Annotated in this window: 17 protein-coding genes and 3 pseudogenes; 19 read left to right on the top strand and 1 reads right to left on the bottom strand. The window is 50.5% G+C overall.

From position 1 onward, the window contains the following. The first annotated feature begins 14 nt into the window (after positions 1 to 14). From HGD79_RS10565 to HGD79_RS10475, 19 genes and pseudogenes are all read left to right on the top strand, one after another. A complete protein-coding gene (locus HGD79_RS10565) occupies positions 15 to 1,220 on the top strand; it encodes a phage major capsid protein (protein WP_001393068.1) in 1,206 nt (401 codons plus the stop codon). A gap of 49 nt (positions 1,221 to 1,269) precedes the next feature. Then, the gene (locus HGD79_RS10560; protein ID WP_021543574.1) at positions 1,270 to 1,458 is read left to right on the top strand and encodes a hypothetical protein; all 189 of its coding nucleotides are present in this window, start codon (positions 1,270 to 1,272) and stop codon (positions 1,456 to 1,458) included. An 11-nt stretch (positions 1,459 to 1,469) separates the two neighbouring features. Further along, positions 1,470 to 1,775 (top strand): head-tail connector protein, encoded by a 306-nt coding sequence (locus HGD79_RS10555; protein ID WP_021543573.1) that lies wholly within the window; start codon positions 1,470 to 1,472, stop codon positions 1,773 to 1,775. A gap of 9 nt (positions 1,776 to 1,784) precedes the next feature. Next, positions 1,785 to 2,123: a phage head closure protein gene (locus tag HGD79_RS10550; RefSeq protein ID WP_168848390.1), complete on the top strand. Its 339-nt coding sequence runs from the start codon at positions 1,785 to 1,787 to the stop codon at positions 2,121 to 2,123. Beyond that, positions 2,120 to 2,569 carry an HK97-gp10 family putative phage morphogenesis protein gene (locus tag HGD79_RS10545; RefSeq protein WP_119725929.1) on the top strand — a complete coding sequence of 150 codons (450 nt, stop codon included), beginning with the start codon at positions 2,120 to 2,122 and terminating at the stop codon, positions 2,567 to 2,569. The genes HGD79_RS10550 and HGD79_RS10545 overlap by 4 nt, the downstream gene beginning before the upstream one ends. Beyond that, positions 2,566 to 2,910 carry a DUF3168 domain-containing protein gene (locus HGD79_RS10540; RefSeq protein ID WP_063084496.1) on the top strand — a complete coding sequence of 115 codons (345 nt, stop codon included), beginning with the start codon at positions 2,566 to 2,568 and terminating at the stop codon, positions 2,908 to 2,910. The genes HGD79_RS10545 and HGD79_RS10540 overlap by 4 nt, the downstream gene beginning before the upstream one ends. 59 nt (positions 2,911 to 2,969) lie before the next feature. Beyond that, a complete protein-coding gene (locus HGD79_RS10535) occupies positions 2,970 to 3,674 on the top strand; it encodes an immunoglobulin domain-containing protein (protein WP_000097524.1) in 705 nt (234 codons plus the stop codon). 14 nt (positions 3,675 to 3,688) lie between these two features. Beyond that, positions 3,689 to 4,060, top strand: a complete 372-nt coding sequence (locus tag HGD79_RS10530; RefSeq protein ID WP_168848389.1) for a phage tail assembly chaperone — start codon at positions 3,689 to 3,691, stop codon at positions 4,058 to 4,060. An 11-nt stretch (positions 4,061 to 4,071) separates the two neighbouring features. Beyond that, a complete protein-coding gene (locus HGD79_RS10525; protein ID WP_230989717.1) occupies positions 4,072 to 4,362 on the top strand; it encodes a DUF4035 domain-containing protein in 291 nt (96 codons plus the stop codon). Between the two features lie 46 nt (positions 4,363 to 4,408). Further along, on the top strand, positions 4,409 to 7,636 hold the full coding sequence (locus tag HGD79_RS10520; protein WP_000224016.1) for a phage tail tape measure protein: 3,228 nt from the start codon (positions 4,409 to 4,411) through the stop codon (positions 7,634 to 7,636). Next, entirely contained in the window at positions 7,614 to 7,970 is a 357-nt protein-coding gene (locus HGD79_RS10515) for a phage tail protein (protein ID WP_001330090.1), read from the top strand. Before HGD79_RS10520 ends, HGD79_RS10515 begins: the two co-directional genes overlap by 23 nt. Next, on the top strand, positions 7,970 to 8,668 hold the full coding sequence (locus tag HGD79_RS10510) for a phage minor tail protein L (RefSeq protein ID WP_052929219.1): 699 nt from the start codon (positions 7,970 to 7,972) through the stop codon (positions 8,666 to 8,668). The genes HGD79_RS10515 and HGD79_RS10510 overlap by 1 nt, the downstream gene beginning before the upstream one ends. Before the next feature lie 5 nt (positions 8,669 to 8,673). Next, positions 8,674 to 9,417, top strand: a complete 744-nt coding sequence (locus HGD79_RS10505; protein ID WP_168848388.1) for a C40 family peptidase — start codon at positions 8,674 to 8,676, stop codon at positions 9,415 to 9,417. Continuing rightward, positions 9,315 to 9,962, top strand: a complete 648-nt coding sequence (locus tag HGD79_RS10500) for a tail assembly protein (RefSeq protein WP_130553433.1) — start codon at positions 9,315 to 9,317, stop codon at positions 9,960 to 9,962. The genes HGD79_RS10505 and HGD79_RS10500 overlap by 103 nt, the downstream gene beginning before the upstream one ends. 60 nt (positions 9,963 to 10,022) lie before the next feature. Beyond that, the gene (locus HGD79_RS10495) at positions 10,023 to 13,502 is read left to right on the top strand and encodes a host specificity protein J (protein ID WP_168848387.1); all 3,480 of its coding nucleotides are present in this window, start codon (positions 10,023 to 10,025) and stop codon (positions 13,500 to 13,502) included. A gap of 68 nt (positions 13,503 to 13,570) precedes the next feature. Then, on the top strand, positions 13,571 to 14,170 hold the full coding sequence (locus HGD79_RS10490; RefSeq protein ID WP_168848386.1) for an Ail/Lom family outer membrane beta-barrel protein: 600 nt from the start codon (positions 13,571 to 13,573) through the stop codon (positions 14,168 to 14,170). A gap of 64 nt (positions 14,171 to 14,234) precedes the next feature. Further along, a pseudogene (locus HGD79_RS10485) lies at positions 14,235 to 17,717 on the top strand (prophage tail fiber N-terminal domain-containing protein). Positions 17,718 to 17,753: 36 nt separating this feature from the next. Then, positions 17,754 to 17,897, top strand: a pseudogene (locus HGD79_RS10480) (tail fiber assembly protein); the annotation flags it as partial. A gap of 1,505 nt (positions 17,898 to 19,402) precedes the next feature. After that, entirely contained in the window at positions 19,403 to 20,146 is a 744-nt protein-coding gene (locus HGD79_RS10475) for an AraC family transcriptional regulator (RefSeq protein ID WP_073528136.1), read from the top strand. A 41-nt stretch (positions 20,147 to 20,187) separates the two neighbouring features. On the opposite strand, the pseudogene HGD79_RS10470 reads toward HGD79_RS10475, so the two are convergent. Then, a pseudogene (locus HGD79_RS10470) lies at positions 20,188 to 20,397 on the bottom strand (integrase core domain-containing protein); the annotation flags it as partial. Positions 20,398 to 20,641: the final 244 nt, after the last annotated feature.

The following is a 20,641-nucleotide window of genomic DNA, read 5'->3' as shown; positions in this document are numbered from 1 at the left end:
TCAGGAGAAATACGATGGCGGTTGATATTAAAGATGTCGAACAGGTCGCGCAGGAGCTGCAGCAGAAGTTTGACGACTTCAAAGCAAAGAACGACAAGCGCGTGGATGCGATTGAGCAGGAAAAAGGCAAACTTGCCGGGCAGGTGGAAACCCTGAACGGGAAACTCAGCGAGCTGGAAAATCTCAAAAGCGACCTTGAAAAAGAGCTGCTTGAGCTGAAACGTCCGGCAGGTGGTGCGCAAAATAAACTGGCCACAGAGCACAAAGAGGCGTTTGTGGGCTTTCTGCGTAAAGGCCGTGAAGACGGTCTGCGCGATCTGGAGCGCAAGGCATTGCAGGTGGGCACCGATGAAGACGGTGGCTATGCCGTGCCGGAAGCACTGGATCGCAACATTCTCACCCTGCTGAAAGATGAAGTGGTGATGCGCCAGGAAGCCACGGTGATCACTGTTGGCGGTTCCGACTACAAAAAACTGGTGAATCTGGGCGGCACGGCTTCCGGATGGGTGGGCGAGACTGACGCGCGCTCCCAGACTGCCACCTCAAAACTGGGACTGATTGAACCTTTCATGGGGGAAATCTACGGTAACCCGCAGGCCACTCAGAAAATGCTGGATGATGCCTTCTTCAACGTGGAGGCCTGGATCAACAGCGAGCTGGCGACCGAATTTGCCGAACAGGAAGAAATTGCCTTTACCACCGGTGATGGCACCAAGAAGCCAAAAGGGTTCCTGGCGTATGAATCCACCGATGAAACCGATAAGGTTCGTGCGTTCGGTAAACTTCAGCATATTGTATCCGGTGAAGCGACGACGGTGACCGCAGACGCCATTATCAAACTGATTTACACGCTGCGTAAGGCACACCGCACTGGCGCGAAGTTCATGATGAACAACAACAGCCTGTTTGCCATCCGTCTGCTGAAAGACACCGAGGGTAACTATCTGTGGCGTCCGGGGCTGGAGCTGGGGCAACCGTCCTCTCTGGCGGGTTACGGTATCGCTGAAAACGAACAGATGCCGGATATCGCCGCTGATGCGAAAGCTATTGCATTTGGTAACTTCAAACGGGGTTACACCATCGTTGACCGTATCGGTACCCGCATTCTGCGTGATCCGTACACCAATAAACCGTTTGTCGGTTTTTATACCACCAAGCGCACCGGCGGCATGCTGGTCGATTCGCAGGCCATCAAACTGCTGAAGATTGCAGCGGCGTAATCACTCAGGGGCGCTGAATTGCGCCCCTGTTCTGACAGGTGAAAGAATCATGATCCTGAAACAAGATCTGAAATGGTCACCGGACGGTATGCGCGTTGAGATCATTCGTGCTGGTGAGTATGAAGATAAAGAATTACCCGAACGGGTACGTGAAATTGCCACTGCAGCAGGGATTGTTTCTGATAAGAGAACACCTGTTGCACGGGTATCTGATAAGGCTAAAAAACAGCATTCATAGAGGTAGCCCAAATGATGCCTACTCTGGAAGAGCTTCGTGTTCAGTGCCGGATTGATGATGACAATGAACAGGAGAATGCACTTCTTATGATGTATCTGGCAGCAGCCAGAGAAGAGGCTGAAAAGTTTTTAAACCGGACACTTCACGATGAAACTGTTCCTGATCAGGATACGACCGGGCTTGTAATAACACCGCTGATAAAGTTGCGTCTTATGCAACTGGTTGGCTACTGGTACGAGAACAGGGAAATGCAGGATGCTGTACCTGATTTTTTCTATACCGGACTCCGAATGTATCGGTTTCATCCCGGAACGTAGGAGGATTTCATGCAGGCAGGAAGATTACGTGATCGCGTGGTTATTCTGAATATTACGACCTCCCGTACCCCTTCCGGTCACCCGGAGGAAACCCTGAAAGAGGGGGCTACGGTATGGGCAGAGGTTAAGGGGATCAGTGGGCGGGAACGTATATCGGGCGGTGCGGAAACCGCGCAGACAACAGTAAGAGTCTGGATGCGATTTCGGCGCGATGTGACGGCCGCCTCACGTCTGAAAGTGCTGACCGGGGCATTCAAGGGATCCATTCTGAATATCGACGGGCCGCCGATCCCGGACGCACGATCCTCCAGGCTTGAAATACTTTGCAGCCAGAGAGGTGGAATGTGACGGATTTTAGTCTGGATTTTTCTGGCCTGGCGGATATTGCAAGAGATCTGGAACTTCTCAGCAGAGCAGAGAGTAATAAGGTGCTTCGCGATGCCTCCCGTGCCGGTGCAGAGGTTATCCGGGGGGCGGTTATTGACCATGCGCCAGAGCGAACCGGAAAACTGAAGAAAAACGTGGTTATTCTCACTCAGCGTTCAAAGCGTCGTGGTGAAATTATCTCTGGTGTCCACATTCGTGGGCGGAATCTGCGAACCAGAAACAGTGATAACAGCATGAAAGCCAGCGATCCGCGAAACGCGTTTTACTGGCGTTTCGTGGAGCTGGGGACTATCAATATGCCTGCCCATCCGTTCATTCGCCCGGCCTTTGATATGACAGAGGAGCTGGCAGCACAGGTTGCCATGAAGCATATGAATCAGGCTATTGATGGGGTGCTGAGTAAATGAGAGAAGCCACGCTGTATGCTCTTCTGTCCAAACTGGCCGGAGGGCAGGTTTATCCTTATGTGGTCCCGCTGACGGAGGGAAAGCCTGCGGTATTTCCACCATGGCTGGTGTTTTCAGTGGTGTCTGACATCGCGTCTGATGTGCTTGATGGTCAGGCTGAATCCAGAATCACAGTGCAGATTGATATCTGGGCAACGGCTCCTGATGACGCAGATGATATCCGTGAGCAGGCGCTTGATGCGGTAAGGGAACTGGCACCATCCGTTATTTCTAAAACTCAGGGTTATGATCCTGATTCCCGTCTGAGCAGAGCCACGCTTGAATTTCAGGTAATAGCCTGAGGTCGTTAATGATTTTACCCACCCGCCGCTGGCGGGTTTTTTATTTTCAGGAGACGAGTATGTCCTCTAATTTTGAGCGTTCGCAACTGACGAAAATTATGATTTCGTCTGCACCGGTAACAGCAGAAACCCTGGATTCTGCCAGCTATCTTGGCCTGAGCTGTACAATCAAAGAAGTGCAGTTTACCGCTGGACAAAAGCAGGATATTGATGTCACCACGCTGTGTTCTGTTGAGCAGGAAAATATTAACGGTCTTGGTGCCGCGTCAGAGATTTCCATGTCAGGCAACTTTTACCTCAATGCTGCCCAGAACGCGTTGCGCAGTGCCTATGACAATGACACCACGTATGGCTTTAAAGTTATTTTTCCGTCAGGCAACGGATTTACCTTTATGGCAGAAGTGCGTCAGCATACCTGGTCTGCAGGAACCAATGGTGTTGTGGCTGCAACGTTTTCCCTGCGTCTGAAAGGCAAACCTGTGCTGACGACAGCTTCGCTGAAAGTGAAGGTTGATTTAAAAAGCACGCTGCGGGTTGCTTCCGGAGCGAAACTTGAAATGGCGGTTGAGGCTGCGGGTGGTGTGCCGCCTTATTCTTATGTCTGGAAGAAAGGTGGTTCTCCTGTTTCCGGACAGACGGCGGCAACGTTCAGTAAGGCATCAGCATCATCCGGTGATGCGGGTGCGTATACCTGCGAGATTTCTGATTCAGCAAGCCCTGTTAACAAGGTGACCTCCACTTCCTGCACTGTTACCGTCAGTTAATGAGGATAGATGTGATGACTAAAAATATCCGCAATCTGGCACTGGCAACGATGTCGGGGTTTCGCCATAAAACTGTTGATGTGCCTGAATGGGAAGGGGTAACGGTTGTATTACGGGAACCTTCTGCAGAAGCTTGGTTGCGCTGGCAGGAGATCGTTAAAGCAAAAGATAATGAGACACCGTTATCCGTTGCGGAGCGCGCCCGCCGAAATCTGGAGGCAGATGTTGAACTGTTCATTGATGTTCTGTGTGATACCGGACTGCAACCTGTATTTTCAGAGGATGATCGTGAACAGGTGATTGCCGTGTATGGCCCGGTGCATGCGCGGCTTCTTCGGCAGTCTCTGGAACTGATCAGTGATGCCGGCGAGGTTAAAAAAAAGTAGCGCTTCCGGGGATGCGTTTTCTGATGATGCTGGCGCTCAGGATGGGGCGCACATTGTCAGAGTTACGCCGGGAAATGTCCGCATCAGAAATCATGATGTGGGCAGAATTTGACAGGTTCAGCCCGCTGGGGGACGAACGGGCTGATATCCGGGCTGCCCAGATTGTTTCGGCTGTTTACGGTGCGCAGGGGGTCAAAGTGCCACTGAATGATGCGCTTCTTCAGTGGGAGAAGGAGCAGACAGAAGGCGTATCAGATCCATTTGCCGGACTGGAAAAAGCGCTTTTAATAGTGTCTCAGTGAGTCAACATAACCGCTTCGGCGGTTTTTTTTCGTCCGGAGAATGAGTGTGGCGACATTACGTGAACTGATTATTAAAATCTCGGCAAATTCCCGGTCATTCCAGTCAGAGATCTCCCGGGCTTCGCGTATGGGGCAGGATTACTACCGTACCATGCAGAACGGAGGCCGGCAGTCCGCTGCTGCATCCCGTGAAATGCGGCGTGCACTGGCAGAAGTGACGGATCAGATAAATACAGCTAAATCTTCGGCACTGAATATGGCGGGGGCATTTGCCGGGGCTTTTGCTACCGGTCATCTTATTTCTCTCGCCGATGAGTGGAATTCAGTAAATGCCCGTCTGAAGCAGGCCTCACAGTCCAGTGATGATTTTCAGGTATCACAACGTGAATTAATGGCGATCAGCCAGAGAACGGGGACGGCGTTTTCTGATAACGCCAGCCTTTTTGCACGTTCTGCAGCTTCCATGCGGGAGTATGGTTACAGTTCTGAGGAGGTACTGAAAGTCACCGAGGCGATCTCCACGGGCCTGAAATTATCCGGTGCCAGTACAGCAGAAGCCAGTTCGGTGATCACGCAGTTCAGTCAGGCACTGGCGCAGGGAGTGCTGCGCGGTGAAGAGTTTAACTCGGTGAATGAGAGCGGTGATCGTGTTATTCGTGCGCTGGCTGCGGGAATGGGCGTTGCCCGCAAGGATCTGAAGGCCATGGCGGATAACGGAAAACTAACCGCCGATAAGGTTGTTCCTGCACTGATTAGTCAGCTTGGGGCGTTGCGTGATGAATATGCAGCAATGCCTGATACGGTTTCATCCTCTGCAACCAAAGTTGAAAACGCCTTTATGGCCTGGGTTGGTGGTGCGAACGAGGCAAGCGGAGTGACGAAGACGCTCTCCGGGGTGCTGAATGGTCTTGCAGGCAATATTGACACCGTGGCAACCGCTGCCGGTGCTCTGGTTGCCGTCGGGGTAGCCCGATATTTTGGCAATATGGCGTCTTCTGCTGGATCTGCAACTGCCGGATTAATTACTGCAGCCAGAAACGAAGTGGCTCTTGCTGAAGCGCAACTTCGGGGGACACAGATAGCAACCGCCAGGGCGCGTGCGGCGGTTTATCGTGCGCAACAGGCGGTTGTTGCTGCTCGCGGTACCGAAAGGCAGGCCGCAGCAGAAGCGAAGCTGACAGCTGCCCAGGCGTCACTTACTCGTAATATTGCGGCCAGAACAGCGGCACAGACAACGCTGAATACTGTCACGTCAGTGGGGAGTCGTCTGTTAAGTGGTGCGCTGGGGTTGGTTGGTGGTGTGCCGGGACTCGTCATGCTGGGGGCGACGGCCTGGTACACGATGTATCAGAATCAGGAGCAGGCCAGAGAATCTGCACGCCAGTATGCCGCAACAATCGACGAAATTCGCCAGAAAACGTCGGCAATGTCGCTTCCTGAAGCGTCAGATAATGAGGAAAAGACGCGGCAGGCACTTGATGAGCAAAACAGGTTAATTGACGAGCAGAAAAGTAAGATTAAATCCTTACAGGAAAAAATTGCTGGCTATCAGTATGTGCTGGCAAACCCGGGCTGGACAACCGATAACGGTTTTATGATTAACCACATGACGTCGGTAAAAACTGTCACAGAAGGGCTTGCAGAAGCAACAAATCAACTGGCAGTTGAACAGTCCCGTCTCACACAAATGCAGGGCAAAGCGCAATCCATTCAGGATGTGCTTGCCGGGCTGGAGGAGCGACGGGTGGCGTTGATCCGTCAACAGGCCGCGGAACAAAACAAAGCGTATCAGTCCCTGTTGATCATGAATGGGCAGCATACCGAGTTTAATCGCCTTCTTGGGCTTGGTAATGAGTTACTTCAGCAGCGACAGGGGCTGGTGAATGTACCGTTACGGCTACCACAGGCAACCCTGGATGATAAACAGCAGACTGCACTGAATAACAGCGAGCGCGAACTGGCTCTGTCCCGCCTGAAGGGGGAAGCCCGTGAGCGTGCCCGACTGGGTTATGCTGCGGATGATCTCGGCTTTGTGGGAGAGGCGTATCAGACAGCCAGACAGAATTATATCAATAACTCACTGGATGCCTGGCGAAATAACCAGGCAAATAAACCCAAAGCGCATAAAAAGACCGAAGCGGAAAAAACAGAAGATATTTATAAACGGCTGATTAAACAGCAAAAAGAACAAATAGCACTGGCAGGGCAGAATACTGAACTGGCTAAGATGAAATATCAGGTCAGTCAGGGCGAATTATCAACCCTGTCAGAAGCGCAGAAAAAAACGCTTTTGCAGAATGCAGCACTCATCGACCAGAAAAAGATTCGTGAGCAGCTTGCTGCGTATGAAAGCAGCCTGGCGGACAGTAATGCCAGTACCCGGGCGTCTAACGACGCGCAGTTACTGGGATATGGTGAAGGCTCACGGATGCGTGAACGACTCCAGGAAATGTGGAGTATCCGGCATGAGTTTGAGCAGAAAAATAACGAGCTGCTGAGACAGTATCAGGCCGGAGAAATTGAAGAAGCTCTGTGGAAACAGGAGAAAGAACTGAATAAAAAATATCTGGAAGAGCGTCTCAGCGATCAGCAGGATTATTATGCAAAGGCCGATGCTTTACGTAATAACTGGAATGCAGGACTCCAGGAGGGGCTGACCAACTGGGCAGACAGTGCCACCGATTATGCTTCGCAGGCGGCAGATGCTGTCGTTTCCACTATGGACGGACTGGTATCAAATATTTCCGATGCACTGGCCGGAAATGTTGTGGACTGGAGAAACTGGGGGAGTTCAATTCTCCAGGAAGTTTCAAAAATTCTGATGAATGCGGCCATTGTTAACGGACTGAAGTCACTCTCCGGTGCCGGAGGGTGGCTTGGTACGGTCGGCGGATGGATTTCGGGGGCGGTGGCAAACGCAAAAGGTGGTGTTTACACATCAGCAAATCTGAGTGCTTACAGTAACACTATTGTGGATACACCGACGTATTTTGCTTTTGCGAAAGGTGCCGGGCTGATGGGCGAGGCCGGGCCTGAAGCTATCATGCCACTGACACGGGCAGCGGACGGCTCTCTTGGGGTCAGAGCCATTGGCAATGTGAATAGTGGCGGGGGGTTTGTTTATTCTCCCGTGTATCACATCAGCATTCAGAATCAAGGGAGCAATGGCGAGATAGATGCGCGCTCAGCCAGGGGACTGGTGGATCTGATCGACAGCAGGGTTGTGTCAATTATGCAGTCATCGCGTCGGGATGGAGGATTGTACAGTGCCTGAGCCTGAAGTTTTTAACTGGATCCCCCGTGAGGGGATGGAGACGACACGAAAGCCATCAGTTATTACGGTAAAGTTTGGTGACGGATATGAACAGCGACGGGCTGGTGGTCTGAATGCGGATCTGAAAACGTTTAAACCGGTATTTCGTGTCACAGATGAATATTCCCGTGCCGCGCTGGACAGTTTTTTATCCCGTCATGCCGGGATTCGTGCTTTTTTGTGGCGTCCGCCAAAACACAACAGGACTGTCCGGGTTGTCTGCAGGGAGTGGAGCATTTCGGATAATGCCATGTATACCGATTTTAACTGTACCTTTGAAGAGGTCACTCACTGATGCAGGATATACAGCAGGAAACACTCAATGAGTGCACTAAAACGGAGCAATCCGCGCTGATCGTGCTCTGGGAAATTGATCTGACAGAGGTCGGCGGAGATCGTTATTTCTTCTGTAATGAGCAGAACGAAAAAGGTGAACCAGTCACCTGGCAGGGGCGGCAGTATCAGGCCTATCCCATTCAGGGAAGTGGATTTGAGATGAACGGCAAAGGAGCCAGTGTAAGGCCAACGCTGAAAGTCTCTAATCTGCACGGCATGGTCACCGGGATGGCGGAAGACCTGCAGAGTCTGGTCGGCGGAACGGTGGTCAGGCGTAAGGTTTACGCCCGTTTTCTGGATGCGGTGAACTTCGTCAACGGAAACAGTGACGCCGATCCGGAGCAGGAGGTAATCAGCCGCTGGCGCATTGAGCAGTGCAGCGAACTGAGCGCGGTCAGTGCCTCCTTTGTACTGTCCACGCCGACGGAAACGGACGGCGCTGTTTTTCCGGGCCGCATCATGCTGGCTAATACCTGCACCTGGACCTATCGCGGTGATGAGTGCGGTTATCACGGTCCGGCTGTCGCGGATGAATATGACCAGCCGACGTCCGATATCACGAAGGATAAATGCAGCAAATGCCTGAGTGGCTGTAAGTTTCGCAATAACGTCGGCAACTTTGGCGGCTTCCTTTCCATTAACAAACTTTCGCAGTAAATCCCATGACACAGACAGAATCAGCGATTCTGGCGCACGCCCGGCGATGTGCGCCAGCGGAGTCGTGCGGCTTCGTGGTGAGAACGCCGGAAGGGGAAAGATATTTTCCCTGCGTGAATATCTCCGGTGAGCCGGAGGCGTATTTCCGGATGGCTCCGGAGGACTGGCTGCGGGCAGAGATGCAGGGTGAGATTGTCGCGCTGGTCCACAGCCATCCCGGTGGTCTGCCCTGGCTGAGTGAAGCCGACCGGCGGCTACAGGTGCAGAGTGATTTGCCGTGGTGGCTGGCTTGCCGCGGGGAGATTCATAAATTCCGCTGTGTGCCGTATCTCACCGGGCGGCGCTTTGAGCACGGGGTGACGGACTGTTACACGCTGTTCCGGGACGCTTACCATCTGGCGGGGATTGAGATGCCGGATTTTCACCGCGAGGATGACTGGTGGCGTAACGACCAGAATCTCTATCTGGATAATCTGGAGGCAACGGGGCTGTATCAGGTGCCGTTGTCAGCGGCGCAGCCGGGCGATGTGCTGCTGTGCTGCTTTGGTTCATCGGTGCCGAATCATGCCGCTATTTACTGCGGCGACAGCGAGCTGCTGCACCATATTCCTGAACAACTGAGCAAACGAGAGAGGTATACCGACAAATGGCAGCGACGCACACACTCCCTCTGGCGTCACCGGGCATGGCACGCATCTGCCTTTACGGGGATTTGCAACGATTTGGCCGCCGCATCGACCTTCGTGTGAAAACGGGGGGCGAAGCCATCCAGGCGCTGGCCACACAGCTCCCGGCGTTTCGTCAGAAACTGAATGAGGGCTGGTATCAGGTGCGCATTGCCGGGCGTGATGCAGGCGAAAACGAATTATCAGCCCGTCTTAATGAGCCGCTGGAAAATGGTGCCGTGATCCACATCGTTCCGCGTCTTGCGGGAGCAAAAAGTGGCGGTGTGTTTCAGGCGGTGCTGGGTGCGGCGCTGATTGCGGTGGCGTGGTGGAACCCTGCAGGCTGGCTGGGAGCTGCGGCTTTATCGGGCATGTATGCTGCGGGGGCCAGTATGATCCTTGGCGGTGTGGCGCAGATGCTGACACCGAAAGCCAGTACCGTAACAACGACCAGCACGGATAACGGTAAGCAGAACACGTATTTCTCGTCACTGGATAACATGGTTGCCCAGGGCAATGTTCTGCCTGTTCTGTACGGTGAAATGCGCGTGGGGTCGCGGGTGGTTTCTCAGGAGATCAGCACGGCAGACGAAGGGGATGGTGGTCAGGTTGTGGTGATTGGCCGCTGATGCAAAATGTTTTATGTGAAACCGCCTGCGGGCGGTTTTGTCGTTTATGGAGCGTGAGGAATGGGTAAAGGCAGCAGTAAGGGGCATACCCCGCGCGAAGCGAAGGACAACCTGAAATCCACGCAGTTACTGAGTGTGATCGATGCCATCAGCGAAGGGCCGATAGAAGGTCCGGTGGATGGATTAAAAAGCGTGCTGCTGAACAGTACGCCGGTGCTGGACACTGAGGGGAATACCAACATCTCCGGTGTCACGGTGGTGTTCCGTGCCGGTGAGCAGGAGCAGACACCGCCGGAGGGGTTTGAATCCTCCGGCTCCGAGACGGTGCTGGGTACGGAAGTGAAATATGACACGCCGATCACCCGGACCATTACGTCTGCAAACATCGACCGTCTGCGCTTTACCTTCGGTGTGCAGGCACTGGTGGAAACCACCTCAAAGGGGGACCGGAATCCGTCGGAAGTTCGCCTGCTGGTTCAGATACAGCGTAATGGTGGCTGGGTGACGGAAAAAGACATCACCATTAAGGGCAAAACCACCTCGCAGTATCTGGCCTCGGTGGTGGTGGATAACCTGCCGCCGCGCCCGTTTAATATCCGGATGCGCAGGATGACGCCGGACAGCACCACAGACCAGCTGCAGAACAAAACGCTCTGGTCGTCATACACCGAAATCATCGATGTGAAACAGTGCTACCCGAACACGGCACTGGTCGGCGTACAGGTGGATTCGGAGCAGTTCGGCAGCCAGCAGGTGAGCCGTAATTATCATCTTCGCGGGCGCATTCTGCAGGTGCCGTCGAACTATAACCCGCAGACGCGGCAATACAGCGGTATCTGGGACGGAACGTTTAAACCGGCATACAGCAACAACATGGCCTGGTGTCTGTGGGATATGCTGACCCATCCGCGCTACGGCATGGGGAAACGTCTTGGTGCGGCGGATGTGGATAAATGGGCGCTGTATGTCATCGGCCAGTACTGCGACCAGTCGGTGCCGGACGGCTTTGGCGGCACGGAGCCGCGCATCACCTGTAATGCGTACCTGACCACACAGCGCAAGGCGTGGGATGTGCTCAGTGATTTCTGCTCGGCGATGCGCTGTATGCCGGTATGGAACGGGCAGACGCTGACGTTCGTGCAGGACCGGCCGTCGGATAAGGTGTGGACCTATAACCGCAGTAATGTGGTGATGCCGGATGATGGCGCGCCGTTCCGCTACAGCTTCAGCGCCCTGAAGGACCGCCATAATGCCGTTGAGGTGAACTGGATTGACCCGGATAACGGCTGGGAGACGGCGACAGAGCTTGTGGAGGACACGCAGGCCATTGCCCGTTACGGTCGTAACGTCACGAAGATGGATGCCTTTGGCTGTACCAGCCGGGGGCAGGCACACCGAGCCGGGCTGTGGCTGATTAAAACGGAACTGCTGGAAACGCAGACCGTGGATTTCAGCGTGGGCGCAGAAGGGCTTCGCCATGTGCCGGGCGATGTCATTGAAATTTGCGATGATGACTATGCCGGTATCAGCACCGGCGGGCGCGTGCTGGCGGTGAACAGCCAGACCCGGACGCTGACGCTCGACCGTGAAATCACGCAGCCATCCTCCGGTACCACGCTGATAAGCCTGGTTGACGGAAGTGGCAATCCGGTCAGCGTGGAGGTTCAGTCCGTCACCGACGGTGTGAAGGTGAAAGTGAGCCGTGTTCCTGACGGCGTTGCCGGATACAGCATATGGGGGATGAAGCTGCCGACGTTGCGCCAGCGCCTGTTCCGCTGTGTGAGTATCCGTGAGAACGACGACGGCACGTATGCCATCACCGCCGTGCAGCATGTACCCGAAAAAGAAGCCATCGTGGATAACGGGGCGCACTTTGACGGCGACCTGAGCGGCACGGTGAATGGCGTCACGCCGCCCGCGGTGCAGCACCTGACTGCCGAAGTCACCGCAGACAGCGGGGAATATCAGGTACTGGCCCGCTGGGACACGCCGAAGGTGGTGAAGGGCGTGAGTTTCCTGCTTCGCCTGACCGTGGCAGCGGATGACGGCAGTGAGCGGCTGGTCAGCACGGCCCGGACGACGGAAACCACATACCGCTTCACGCAGCTGGCGCTGGGAAACTACAGGCTGACAGTCCGGGCGGCAAATGCCTGGGGACAGCAGGGCGATCCGGCATCGGTATCGTTCCGGATCGCCGCACCGGCAGCGCCGTCGCGGATTGAGCTGACGCCGGGCTATTTTCAGATAACCGCCACGCCGCATCTTGCCGTTTATGATCCGACGGTACAGTTTGAGTTCTGGTTCTCGGAAAAGCGGATTGCGGATATCAGGCAGGTTGAAACCACAGCACGCTATCTTGGTACGGCGCTGTACTGGATAGCCGCCAGTATCAATATCAAACCGGGCCATAATTATTATTTTTACGTTCGCAGTGTGAACACCGTTGGCAAATCGGCATTCGTGGAGGCTGTTGGTCAGCCGAGTGATGACGCATCCGGCTATCTGGATTTTTTCAAAGGCGAGATAGGGAAAACCCATCTGGCTCAGGAGCTGTGGACGCAGATTGATAACGGTCAGCTTGCGCCTGACCTGGCTGAAATCAGGACGTCCATTACGGATGTCAGCAATGAAATCACGCAGACCGTCAATAAGAAACTGGAAGACCAGAGTGCGGCAATTCAGCAGATACAGAAGGTTCAGGTTGATACAAATAATAACCTGAACAGCATGTGGGCCGTGAAACTGCAGCAGATGCAGGACGGACGCCTTTATATTGCGGGTATCGGTGCCGGTATTGAGAATACGCCAGCAGGAATGCAGAGTCAGGTGCTGCTGGCGGCAGACAGGATTGCGATGATTAATCCTGCGAATGGCAACACAAAGCCGATGTTTGTTGGTCAGGGTGATCAGATATTCATGAACGACGTGTTCCTGAAATATCTGACGGCTCCCACCATTACCAGTGGCGGTAATCCTCCTGCATTTTCCCTTACACCGGACGGGCGACTGACGGCGAAAAATGCGGATATCAGTGGCAGTGTGAATGCGAACGCCGGGACGCTCAACAATGTCACGATAAATGAAAACTGTCGGGTTCTGGGAAAACTGTCTGCGAACCAGATTGAAGGCGATCTCGTTAAAACAGTGGGCAAAGCTTTCCCCCGGGACTCCCGTGCACCGGAGCGGTGGCCATCAGGGACCATTACCGTCAGGGTTTATGACGATCAGCCGTTTGACCGGCAGATTGTTATTCCCGCGGTGGCGTTTCGTGGCGCTAAACATGAGCGGGAGAATAACGATATTTATTCGTCATGCCGCCTGATAGTGAAGAAAAACGGTGCTGAAATTTATAACCGTACCGCGCTGGATAATACGCTGGTTTATACAGGTGTTATTGATATGCCTGCTGGTCGCGGTCACATGACGCTGGAGTTTTCGGTATCAGCGTGGCTGGTAAATGACTGGTATCCCACAGCCAGTATCAGTGATTTGCTGGTTGTGGTGATGAAGAAATCCACAGCAGGTATCACGATTAGCTGAATTTTCATAACCCATATGCGGGCGCCATTTCTGGCGCCTTTTTTATTGCAGAAAAGCGAGAGGTAATTATGCGTAAAATTTGTGCAGCCATTTTGTCCGCAGCCATCTGTCTGGCCGTATCCGGTGCGCCTGCATGGGCGTCTGAGCAGCAGGCCACACTGAGCGCAGGGTATCTTCATGCCCGTACGAACGCTCCCGGCAGCGATAATCTGAACGGGATTAACGTGAAATACCGTTATGAGTTTACGGACACACTGGGGATGGTGACCTCATTCAGCTATGCAGGAGACAAGAATCGCCAGCTGACCCGTTACAGCGATACCCGCTGGCATGAAGATTCCGTGCGTAACCGCTGGTTCAGCGTGATGGCGGGGCCGTCTGTGCGCGTGAATGAATGGTTCAGCGCGTATGCGATGGCGGGTGTGGCTTACAGCCGTGTGTCGACTTTTTCCGGGGATTATCTCCGCGTAACTGACAACAAGGGGAAAACGCACGACGTGCTGACCGGAAGTGATGACGGTCGCCACAGCAACACGTCTCTGGCGTGGGGGGCTGGCGTGCAGTTTAACCCGACCGAATCCGTGGCCATTGATATTGCTTATGAAGGCTCCGGCAGTGGCGACTGGCGCACTGACGGTTTCATCGTGGGTGTCGGTTATAAGTTCTGATTAGCCAGGTAACACAGTGTTATGACAGCCCGCCGGTTCAGGCGGGCTTTTTTGTGGGGTGAATATGGCAGTAAAGATTTCAGGTGTACTGAAAGACGGCGCAGGTAAACCGGTACAGAACTGTACAATCCAGCTGAAAGCAAAACGTAACAGCACCACGGTGGTGGTGAACACGGTGGCATCTGAAAATCCGGATGAAGCCGGGCGTTACAGCATGGACGTTGAGTACGGTCAGTACAGCGTTATTCTGTTGGTGGAAGGCTTCCCGCCATCGCATGCCGGGACCATCACCGTGTATGAAGACTCACAACCGGGTACGCTGAATGATTTTCTCGGTGCCATGACGGAGGATGATGCCCGTCCGGAGGCACTGCGCCGTTTTGAACTGATGGTGGAAGAGGTGGCGCGTAACGCGTCCGCAGTGGCACAGGACACGGCAGCCGCGAAGAAGTCAGCCGGCGATGCCAGCACATCAGCCCGTGAGGCGGCAACCCATGCGACTGATGCTGCAGGCTCAGCACGCGCAGCCAGCACGTCAGCCGGACAGGCCGCGTCGTCGGCTCAGTCAGCGTCTTCCAGCGCAGGAACGGCATCAACAAAGGCCACTGAAGCATTAAAAAGTGCTGCCGCAGCAGAGTCCTCAAAAAGCGCGGCAGCCACCAGTGCCGGTGCGGCGAAAACGTCAGAAACGAATGCTGCAGCATCACAACAATCAGCAGCCACTTCTGCATCCACCGCGACCACGAAAGCGTCAGAAGCTGCCACCTCAGCCCGGGATGCGTCGGCTTCAAAAGAGGCGGCAAAATCATCAGAAACGAGCGCTGCCTCGAGCGCCAGCAGTGCCGCTTCCTCGGCAACGGCGGCAGGAAATTCCGCGAAGGCCGCAAAAACGTCTGAGACGAATGCGGATAACAGCGCACAGGCGGCAGCAGACTCACAAACTGCATCGGCAAACTCCGCGACAGCAGCCAAAAAATCAGAAACCAACGCGAAAAATAGTGAGGCAGCAGCAAAGAGCAGCGAAACAAACGCTAAAGCCAGCGAAACTAATGCTAAATCCAGTGAAACAAACGCGGCGAAATCTGCGGCGGACGCACTTAATTATCGCAACCAGGCGCAAGTAATTGTTGGCGATAATATCGGTCTTGGCTCAGCCCCGCGTGATTGTCCTGATATTTCCGGCAACCCATCAGGGTATATCGGATTTATGCGCATTATGAGTAATGCAAAAGGCTTTCCATCGATTGCATCCGGTGAAAGCAGTCTTACGGGGTTTATTAGTCAGGTAGATGGAACACCAGCGTATACAGGTGTATTTCAGGGATGGACTACGCGCTCGCTTTATACTTATCGCTGGAATCCGACAATAGGCCCGCAATGGACACGCCACGCAAGAAAAGATGAGGTTATCCGATTTCAGCGTTCAAGCGACACAAGAACCATCATTTTATCTACTGACGTTCAGGCGGACGGCTGTTACTTACAGGTTGATGCTGACGGTCAGTGGGGCGCATTTAACCCTAAAGCTGGTAGATAGCAACCGCTCGCAGTTGCGCAAGGTGGCACTGGGGCGAATGATGCAAGTACAGCGCGCTCTAAACTTGAAGTCATGTTTGAAGCAAAAACTGGCCTTGATGCGAATACGAACTTAAACGATATAAAAGGTACTACAGCCGGTTTTTATTACCAACCAATGTCTGCCAACGCAAAGCCAGAACTAAATTACCCGATACAGCTTGCTGGTGCATTGTTAGTGCAAAGAACTGGTGCTAATGGTAGTGATGGTTGTATCCAGAGCTATTTTGTATATAACAATTCATCAATTCTTTATAGAAGGATATATACCAGCACACAAGGTTGGAGTGTATGGAAAAAAATAGTATTAACAGAAAGAATTGAAGAAGGCGAATCGACAACTTACGTTTATTCGAATTACTCACCATCAGCGCCACGACTTCAGGTGTCAACATCTGGATTGTGGGGTTGCCATAACGGATCGTCATGGGTTCCATTACCTATTGGACAAGGAGGCACTAATGCGGCAACTGTTGATGGTGCCAGAACGAATCTTGGCTTAGGTAGGAACAACAGCCCTCAACTTAACAGTCTATTTCTTGATAGATATAGTGATTCGACCAATACATACACATCTAGTGGAATTCTCCATACAAGACTGTTAGCAACTGACAGCACTGTGCGTCTTGGTGCTGATATGTATGTTGAAACTTTATCAAATGAGCCAGGTCAATTAACAATAAGGTTTACATACGATGGTTCAACTGGTGCTTCAAAATATCTAAACCTTAACTCAGAAGGTAATTTAATTGTAGATAGTGCGATACTGAAATCAACGGTTGAAAAACCTTTACAAATAAGGAGCGCTAACCCAGCAATAAGATTTAATGAAACAGATCGCCCGGCTAACACGCCTACTTATACTCTCATTGCTAATGCTGGCGACTGGTTTATTCAGAAACGCGATTATGATGATGCCGGAAGCGTTAGTAACGCAATTGCATATAATTTCGCAAACGACAGAATTGATGTGCAGAATCTTAAAGCGTCTGGGTTAATTACAGCTAACTCAGTAACAACATCATCACCAGTTAAATCCGGTGGAGGTAGGGTAGAGATACTTGGTAGCGTTGCAGATTTTTCTACAATGTCATGCTATGTTCGCGGCCTTAACAGTACAGGTAGTTCCGCTGCGTGGGTGTTAGGTATGCACTCAGGCGAAAGCAAAATGGTGTCACTTAAGAACTACCATAGTAATGCAGAGATTCTACTTAATGGCAGTGATGGAGCAGTTCAACTCAAAACAGGTGCTGTTAACGGTGCTAAAGCGCAGGCGCTCACTATCAACAAGGATGAGGTTAACTCAACTGTTGATTTAACCCTTACAAAACAATCAGGGACTGGCAATCGTTTTGTTTTACAGAACTTAGGTAATACAGAACTATCATTTGCCGCAAAAGTATGGGGATCAAGTGATCGACAAAACGTTTTTGAGGTTGGAACGTCTGCTGCATATCTGTTTTATGCGCAAAAAACATCAGCAGGCCAGTTGTTTGATGTAAATGGCGCTATTAATTGCACAACGCTGAATCAGTCATCAGACCGCGACCTTAAAGACGATATTCGCGTTATCAGCGACGCGACGAAAGCAATCCGTAAAATGAACGGGTACACCTACACGCTCAAGGAAAACGGAATGCCTTATGCTGGCGTTATTGCACAGGAAGTAATGGAGGCGATACCTGAAGCTGTGGGATCGTTTACTCATTATGGTGAAGAGTTGCAAGGTCCGACCGTTGACGGCAACGAGCTACGCGAAGAAACTCGCTATCTTAATGTTGACTACTCCGCCGTGACGGGGTTACTTGTTCAGGTCGCCCGTGAAACAGATGATCGCGTTACTGCGCTGGAAGAGGAAAACACAACGCTACGTGAAAATCTGGCAACAGCAGGCACCCGGATCACCACTCTGGAAAATCAGGTAAGCGAACTGGTTGCACTTGTCCGGCAGTTAACAGGAAGCGAACATTGATATCCTTCAAGCCCTGAAGGAGGCTGTTCCCGGTACGTTCAGACTGTTGTTGGGCTGGAGATCGCAACGGAGGAAGAAACTTCGTTGCTGGAAGTCTGGAAAAAGTATCGGGTGTTGCTGAACCGTGTTAATACAACAACTGCTCCGGATATTGAATGGCCAGTAGCACCTATAGGGTAAATTCGTAATGATTACCTAAATACGTTATTCTTTTGTTCAAAAAGTGATTTTGCTATAGGTAGGGAGTATGTTCTTGGATTAAGAATAAAAAATCGCCATGAAAGAGCTTCATGGCGAGTACATAAACGTACAAAATGTGATGAAAGTAGAGTGGCGTAAGCCACTATATTAAGATGTGACAATAGCGAACAAAAGTAAATAACATTTTATGGACGTTTAATTGTTAATTATAAAAACTAGAGTGCCCGATATTGTTTATCTTGCTTTAAAATAATGTACTCAAACCAAATTTTTGAGCTAAAAGCTCAAATAATATAAATGCAATGATAATGTTTAATAAGACAATTAGCTTGCTTTGTATTTTCATTTCGGAATACTGTTAAGTAACTTTGATGACCCTAACAATAGATCGGAATTTTCTTAGAGTCAATGGTCACTGTTTTTGTTTGCAAAGCAAATGTTTTGGTGGTTATAAGTTGTCTTAATATAGTCACGCATGCAACTTGTTCCATGCGGAGATTAAAGATTGGAATATAACGCGAAGATGGAATTAAATTACATTTGCAATAATCAATTTATTATTACTCAATAATTACCGATATTATTATTGTAAATTAATCATTAGAGTGCAAAAAGAAATGTAACGGCAAAATAAGAGGACGATAGCTGAGAAAAAAGCGTGCTTTCCCAATCTGGGGCAAATCACGTCTGAATGACACCTGAAAACAGGTAGTAGCCTCAAGAAGGCTTGGAATATTCTTCTTTAATGTTATGTAATTCATTGATTTTTCGTGTACGATTTTAAGACATTTATTCCAAGAAAAATTTTTAACTCTTTGATTTTTCGACTCTGTATCATCGGTCTCGAAAACCGGAGTAGGGGCAACTCTACCGGGGGTTCAAATCCCCCTCTCTCCGCCACTTTATCAATGACTTATCTCCCGACTTCCCGCCTTGCTTTTCCTAAACAGAACAATCGTAGAATATTCTTGAAGGGTTAGATCGTCACTGTTTTCTGTTCGATACTGTGACATTCAGCACTTGATTCGCTATGGATCTGACAGGAAGGTTTTGAGCGAAAATTTGCAGTTATTCAGTCGTTTTCTTATCGGTCACCATTATTCTTTTAGACATTGATCCTACAAAGCTGCCGCAAAGTTGGTGGTAGGAACTGAAGTTGCGTAGAGAAGGGGTCAATACCCGGAGGCAAACATGGGCTGGCAAAAGTGTAGCGGTATTAGGCGCAGCTATTTAGCCTAGTTATGTTTTATGAAAACTTGATATCATATAAGTGTCTTACTTATTGGCTGTAAATAAGTTTTTCCTAAGGAATTGTTTCTTGAGTATCATTTGTAACTGTAACGGAATTTATAATCCTTTGCTTTATTGTTACGGTATTTTTTATCACACCCTATTTTTTATGTGGTTTTTTATACTGAAGTTTGGCAAAGTGAACTTTATATGCATATACTTCATCCTGGTTTCAGTTAAGTTGGGTGGATGATATGGCAACTACATGTTCAGTTATATTGATTTTGGAGTCCTTTGATGTTTATTTCGGAAAAGAGAGTGTGTTTCTGGAGAGAGGTTCATCTGTACTTGTCGACTCTAGCTCTAGAGATTTTTTCCTGACATATCCTGAAAGAGTGATAGTGGCGGATTTTGGCGCTGAGTTTATTAGTCGCTATTTGAAAGCTAATAACTTAAGGGAAATTTCTGATTGTAGGGAATATCCATCTTATTTAAAAATAAACTTTGCTGACTTCAGTTTAATTAAAGGATTAATTAGTTGGGCTAATCACTGTGCTGAATACATAGAAATTTTTGATGAGTCTATTGCTTTTACATGTCTCTCTGCATTTTCTTCTGAAAAACAATTTGGAGTATTTCTGTTTGAATGTTTGAAAAGCACAGGGGCTAAAGTTAAAACGATTATTCATACGGATTTATCTGCACCATGGCGTCTTAAGGATATATCATCAAGATTATATCTCAGCGAAAGTTTACTAAAGAGGAAATTGAAAGAAGAGGGGGTATCATTCAGTAAGATCATACTTGATGAGAGGATGCAAATGGCTGAATATTTACTCTGCACTCGTTGTTATCCTATTAGTAAAGTAGCTAAGGTCTGTGGTTATGCCAGTGTCTCATACTTTACTTATGTATTTAGACGTTATTTTGGTGTTTCTCCAAGTCAATACTCTCAGAGGAGTTCAGAAAGTAAAATTCTTACTCACCAGGGAATCTGATCATTGTTCTTGCCCCCTTATTTCCAGACAGGGGGTGTATCTTAAGTTAACGTTACCCGCTGACGTCGATATTCTCGCGGAGAGCGATAACCCAACGCACTGTGCGGATGGTTTTCATTGTAATGTTCGATCGCCACTGCAAGATTATGCAATGCCGTTCTTACATTCGGTTTCGGCATGAACGCGATGTAGTCTTCCTTCATCGTTTTCACGAACCTTTCTGCCATTCCATTACTCTGAGGACTGCTGATTACCCATGAGGAGTACAATTAAACGGGTTAATCAGTTTCTCCATTTGAAAGAAAAAAGACTTCTGTACTGTTTGATATCACCGCTATTTTCTTATTTTCTGTGCAGGTCGTAGTGGGACAAAACTGAGACACATAAGGCCTCACAATGGCTTGCAAGGCTTTACATGTTTTGATGTGGTGGGACGTGTGAGCGCAGTGTTGATGGGGTAATACTTTGAATTAGAAGCGGATTCTTATGATTCGT

This window comes from Escherichia sp. SCLE84, from assembly GCF_012584495.1.
In the GTDB taxonomy this organism is placed as follows: domain Bacteria; phylum Pseudomonadota; class Gammaproteobacteria; order Enterobacterales; family Enterobacteriaceae; genus ECMA0423.
Note: the sequence above shows the minus strand (reverse complement) of the source record. Positions and strands in the feature narration are given on the sequence as shown.

Excerpts from the sequence above, each read along its gene's own strand:
- HGD79_RS10475 (WP_073528136.1), top strand. The coding sequence starts at position 19,403 with ATGGCAACTACATGTTCAGTTATATTGATTTTGGAGTCCTTTGATGTT.
- HGD79_RS10490 (WP_168848386.1), top strand. The coding sequence starts at position 13,571 with ATGCGTAAAATTTGTGCAGCCATTTTGTCCGCAGCCATCTGTCTGGCC.
- HGD79_RS10560 (WP_021543574.1), top strand. The coding sequence starts at position 1,270 with ATGATCCTGAAACAAGATCTGAAATGGTCACCGGACGGTATGCGCGTT.
- HGD79_RS10555 (WP_021543573.1), top strand. The coding sequence starts at position 1,470 with ATGATGCCTACTCTGGAAGAGCTTCGTGTTCAGTGCCGGATTGATGAT.
- HGD79_RS10535 (WP_000097524.1), top strand. The coding sequence starts at position 2,970 with ATGTCCTCTAATTTTGAGCGTTCGCAACTGACGAAAATTATGATTTCG.
- HGD79_RS10565 (WP_001393068.1), top strand. The coding sequence starts at position 15 with ATGGCGGTTGATATTAAAGATGTCGAACAGGTCGCGCAGGAGCTGCAG.
- HGD79_RS10505 (WP_168848388.1), top strand. The coding sequence starts at position 8,674 with ATGACACAGACAGAATCAGCGATTCTGGCGCACGCCCGGCGATGTGCG.
- HGD79_RS10515 (WP_001330090.1), top strand. The coding sequence starts at position 7,614 with ATGGAGGATTGTACAGTGCCTGAGCCTGAAGTTTTTAACTGGATCCCC.
- HGD79_RS10550 (WP_168848390.1), top strand. The coding sequence starts at position 1,785 with ATGCAGGCAGGAAGATTACGTGATCGCGTGGTTATTCTGAATATTACG.
- HGD79_RS10510 (WP_052929219.1), top strand. The coding sequence starts at position 7,970 with ATGCAGGATATACAGCAGGAAACACTCAATGAGTGCACTAAAACGGAG.
- HGD79_RS10525 (WP_230989717.1), top strand. The coding sequence starts at position 4,072 with ATGCGTTTTCTGATGATGCTGGCGCTCAGGATGGGGCGCACATTGTCA.
- HGD79_RS10540 (WP_063084496.1), top strand. The coding sequence starts at position 2,566 with ATGAGAGAAGCCACGCTGTATGCTCTTCTGTCCAAACTGGCCGGAGGG.
- HGD79_RS10500 (WP_130553433.1), top strand. The coding sequence starts at position 9,315 with ATGGCAGCGACGCACACACTCCCTCTGGCGTCACCGGGCATGGCACGC.
- HGD79_RS10530 (WP_168848389.1), top strand. The coding sequence starts at position 3,689 with ATGACTAAAAATATCCGCAATCTGGCACTGGCAACGATGTCGGGGTTT.
- HGD79_RS10495 (WP_168848387.1), top strand. The coding sequence starts at position 10,023 with ATGGGTAAAGGCAGCAGTAAGGGGCATACCCCGCGCGAAGCGAAGGAC.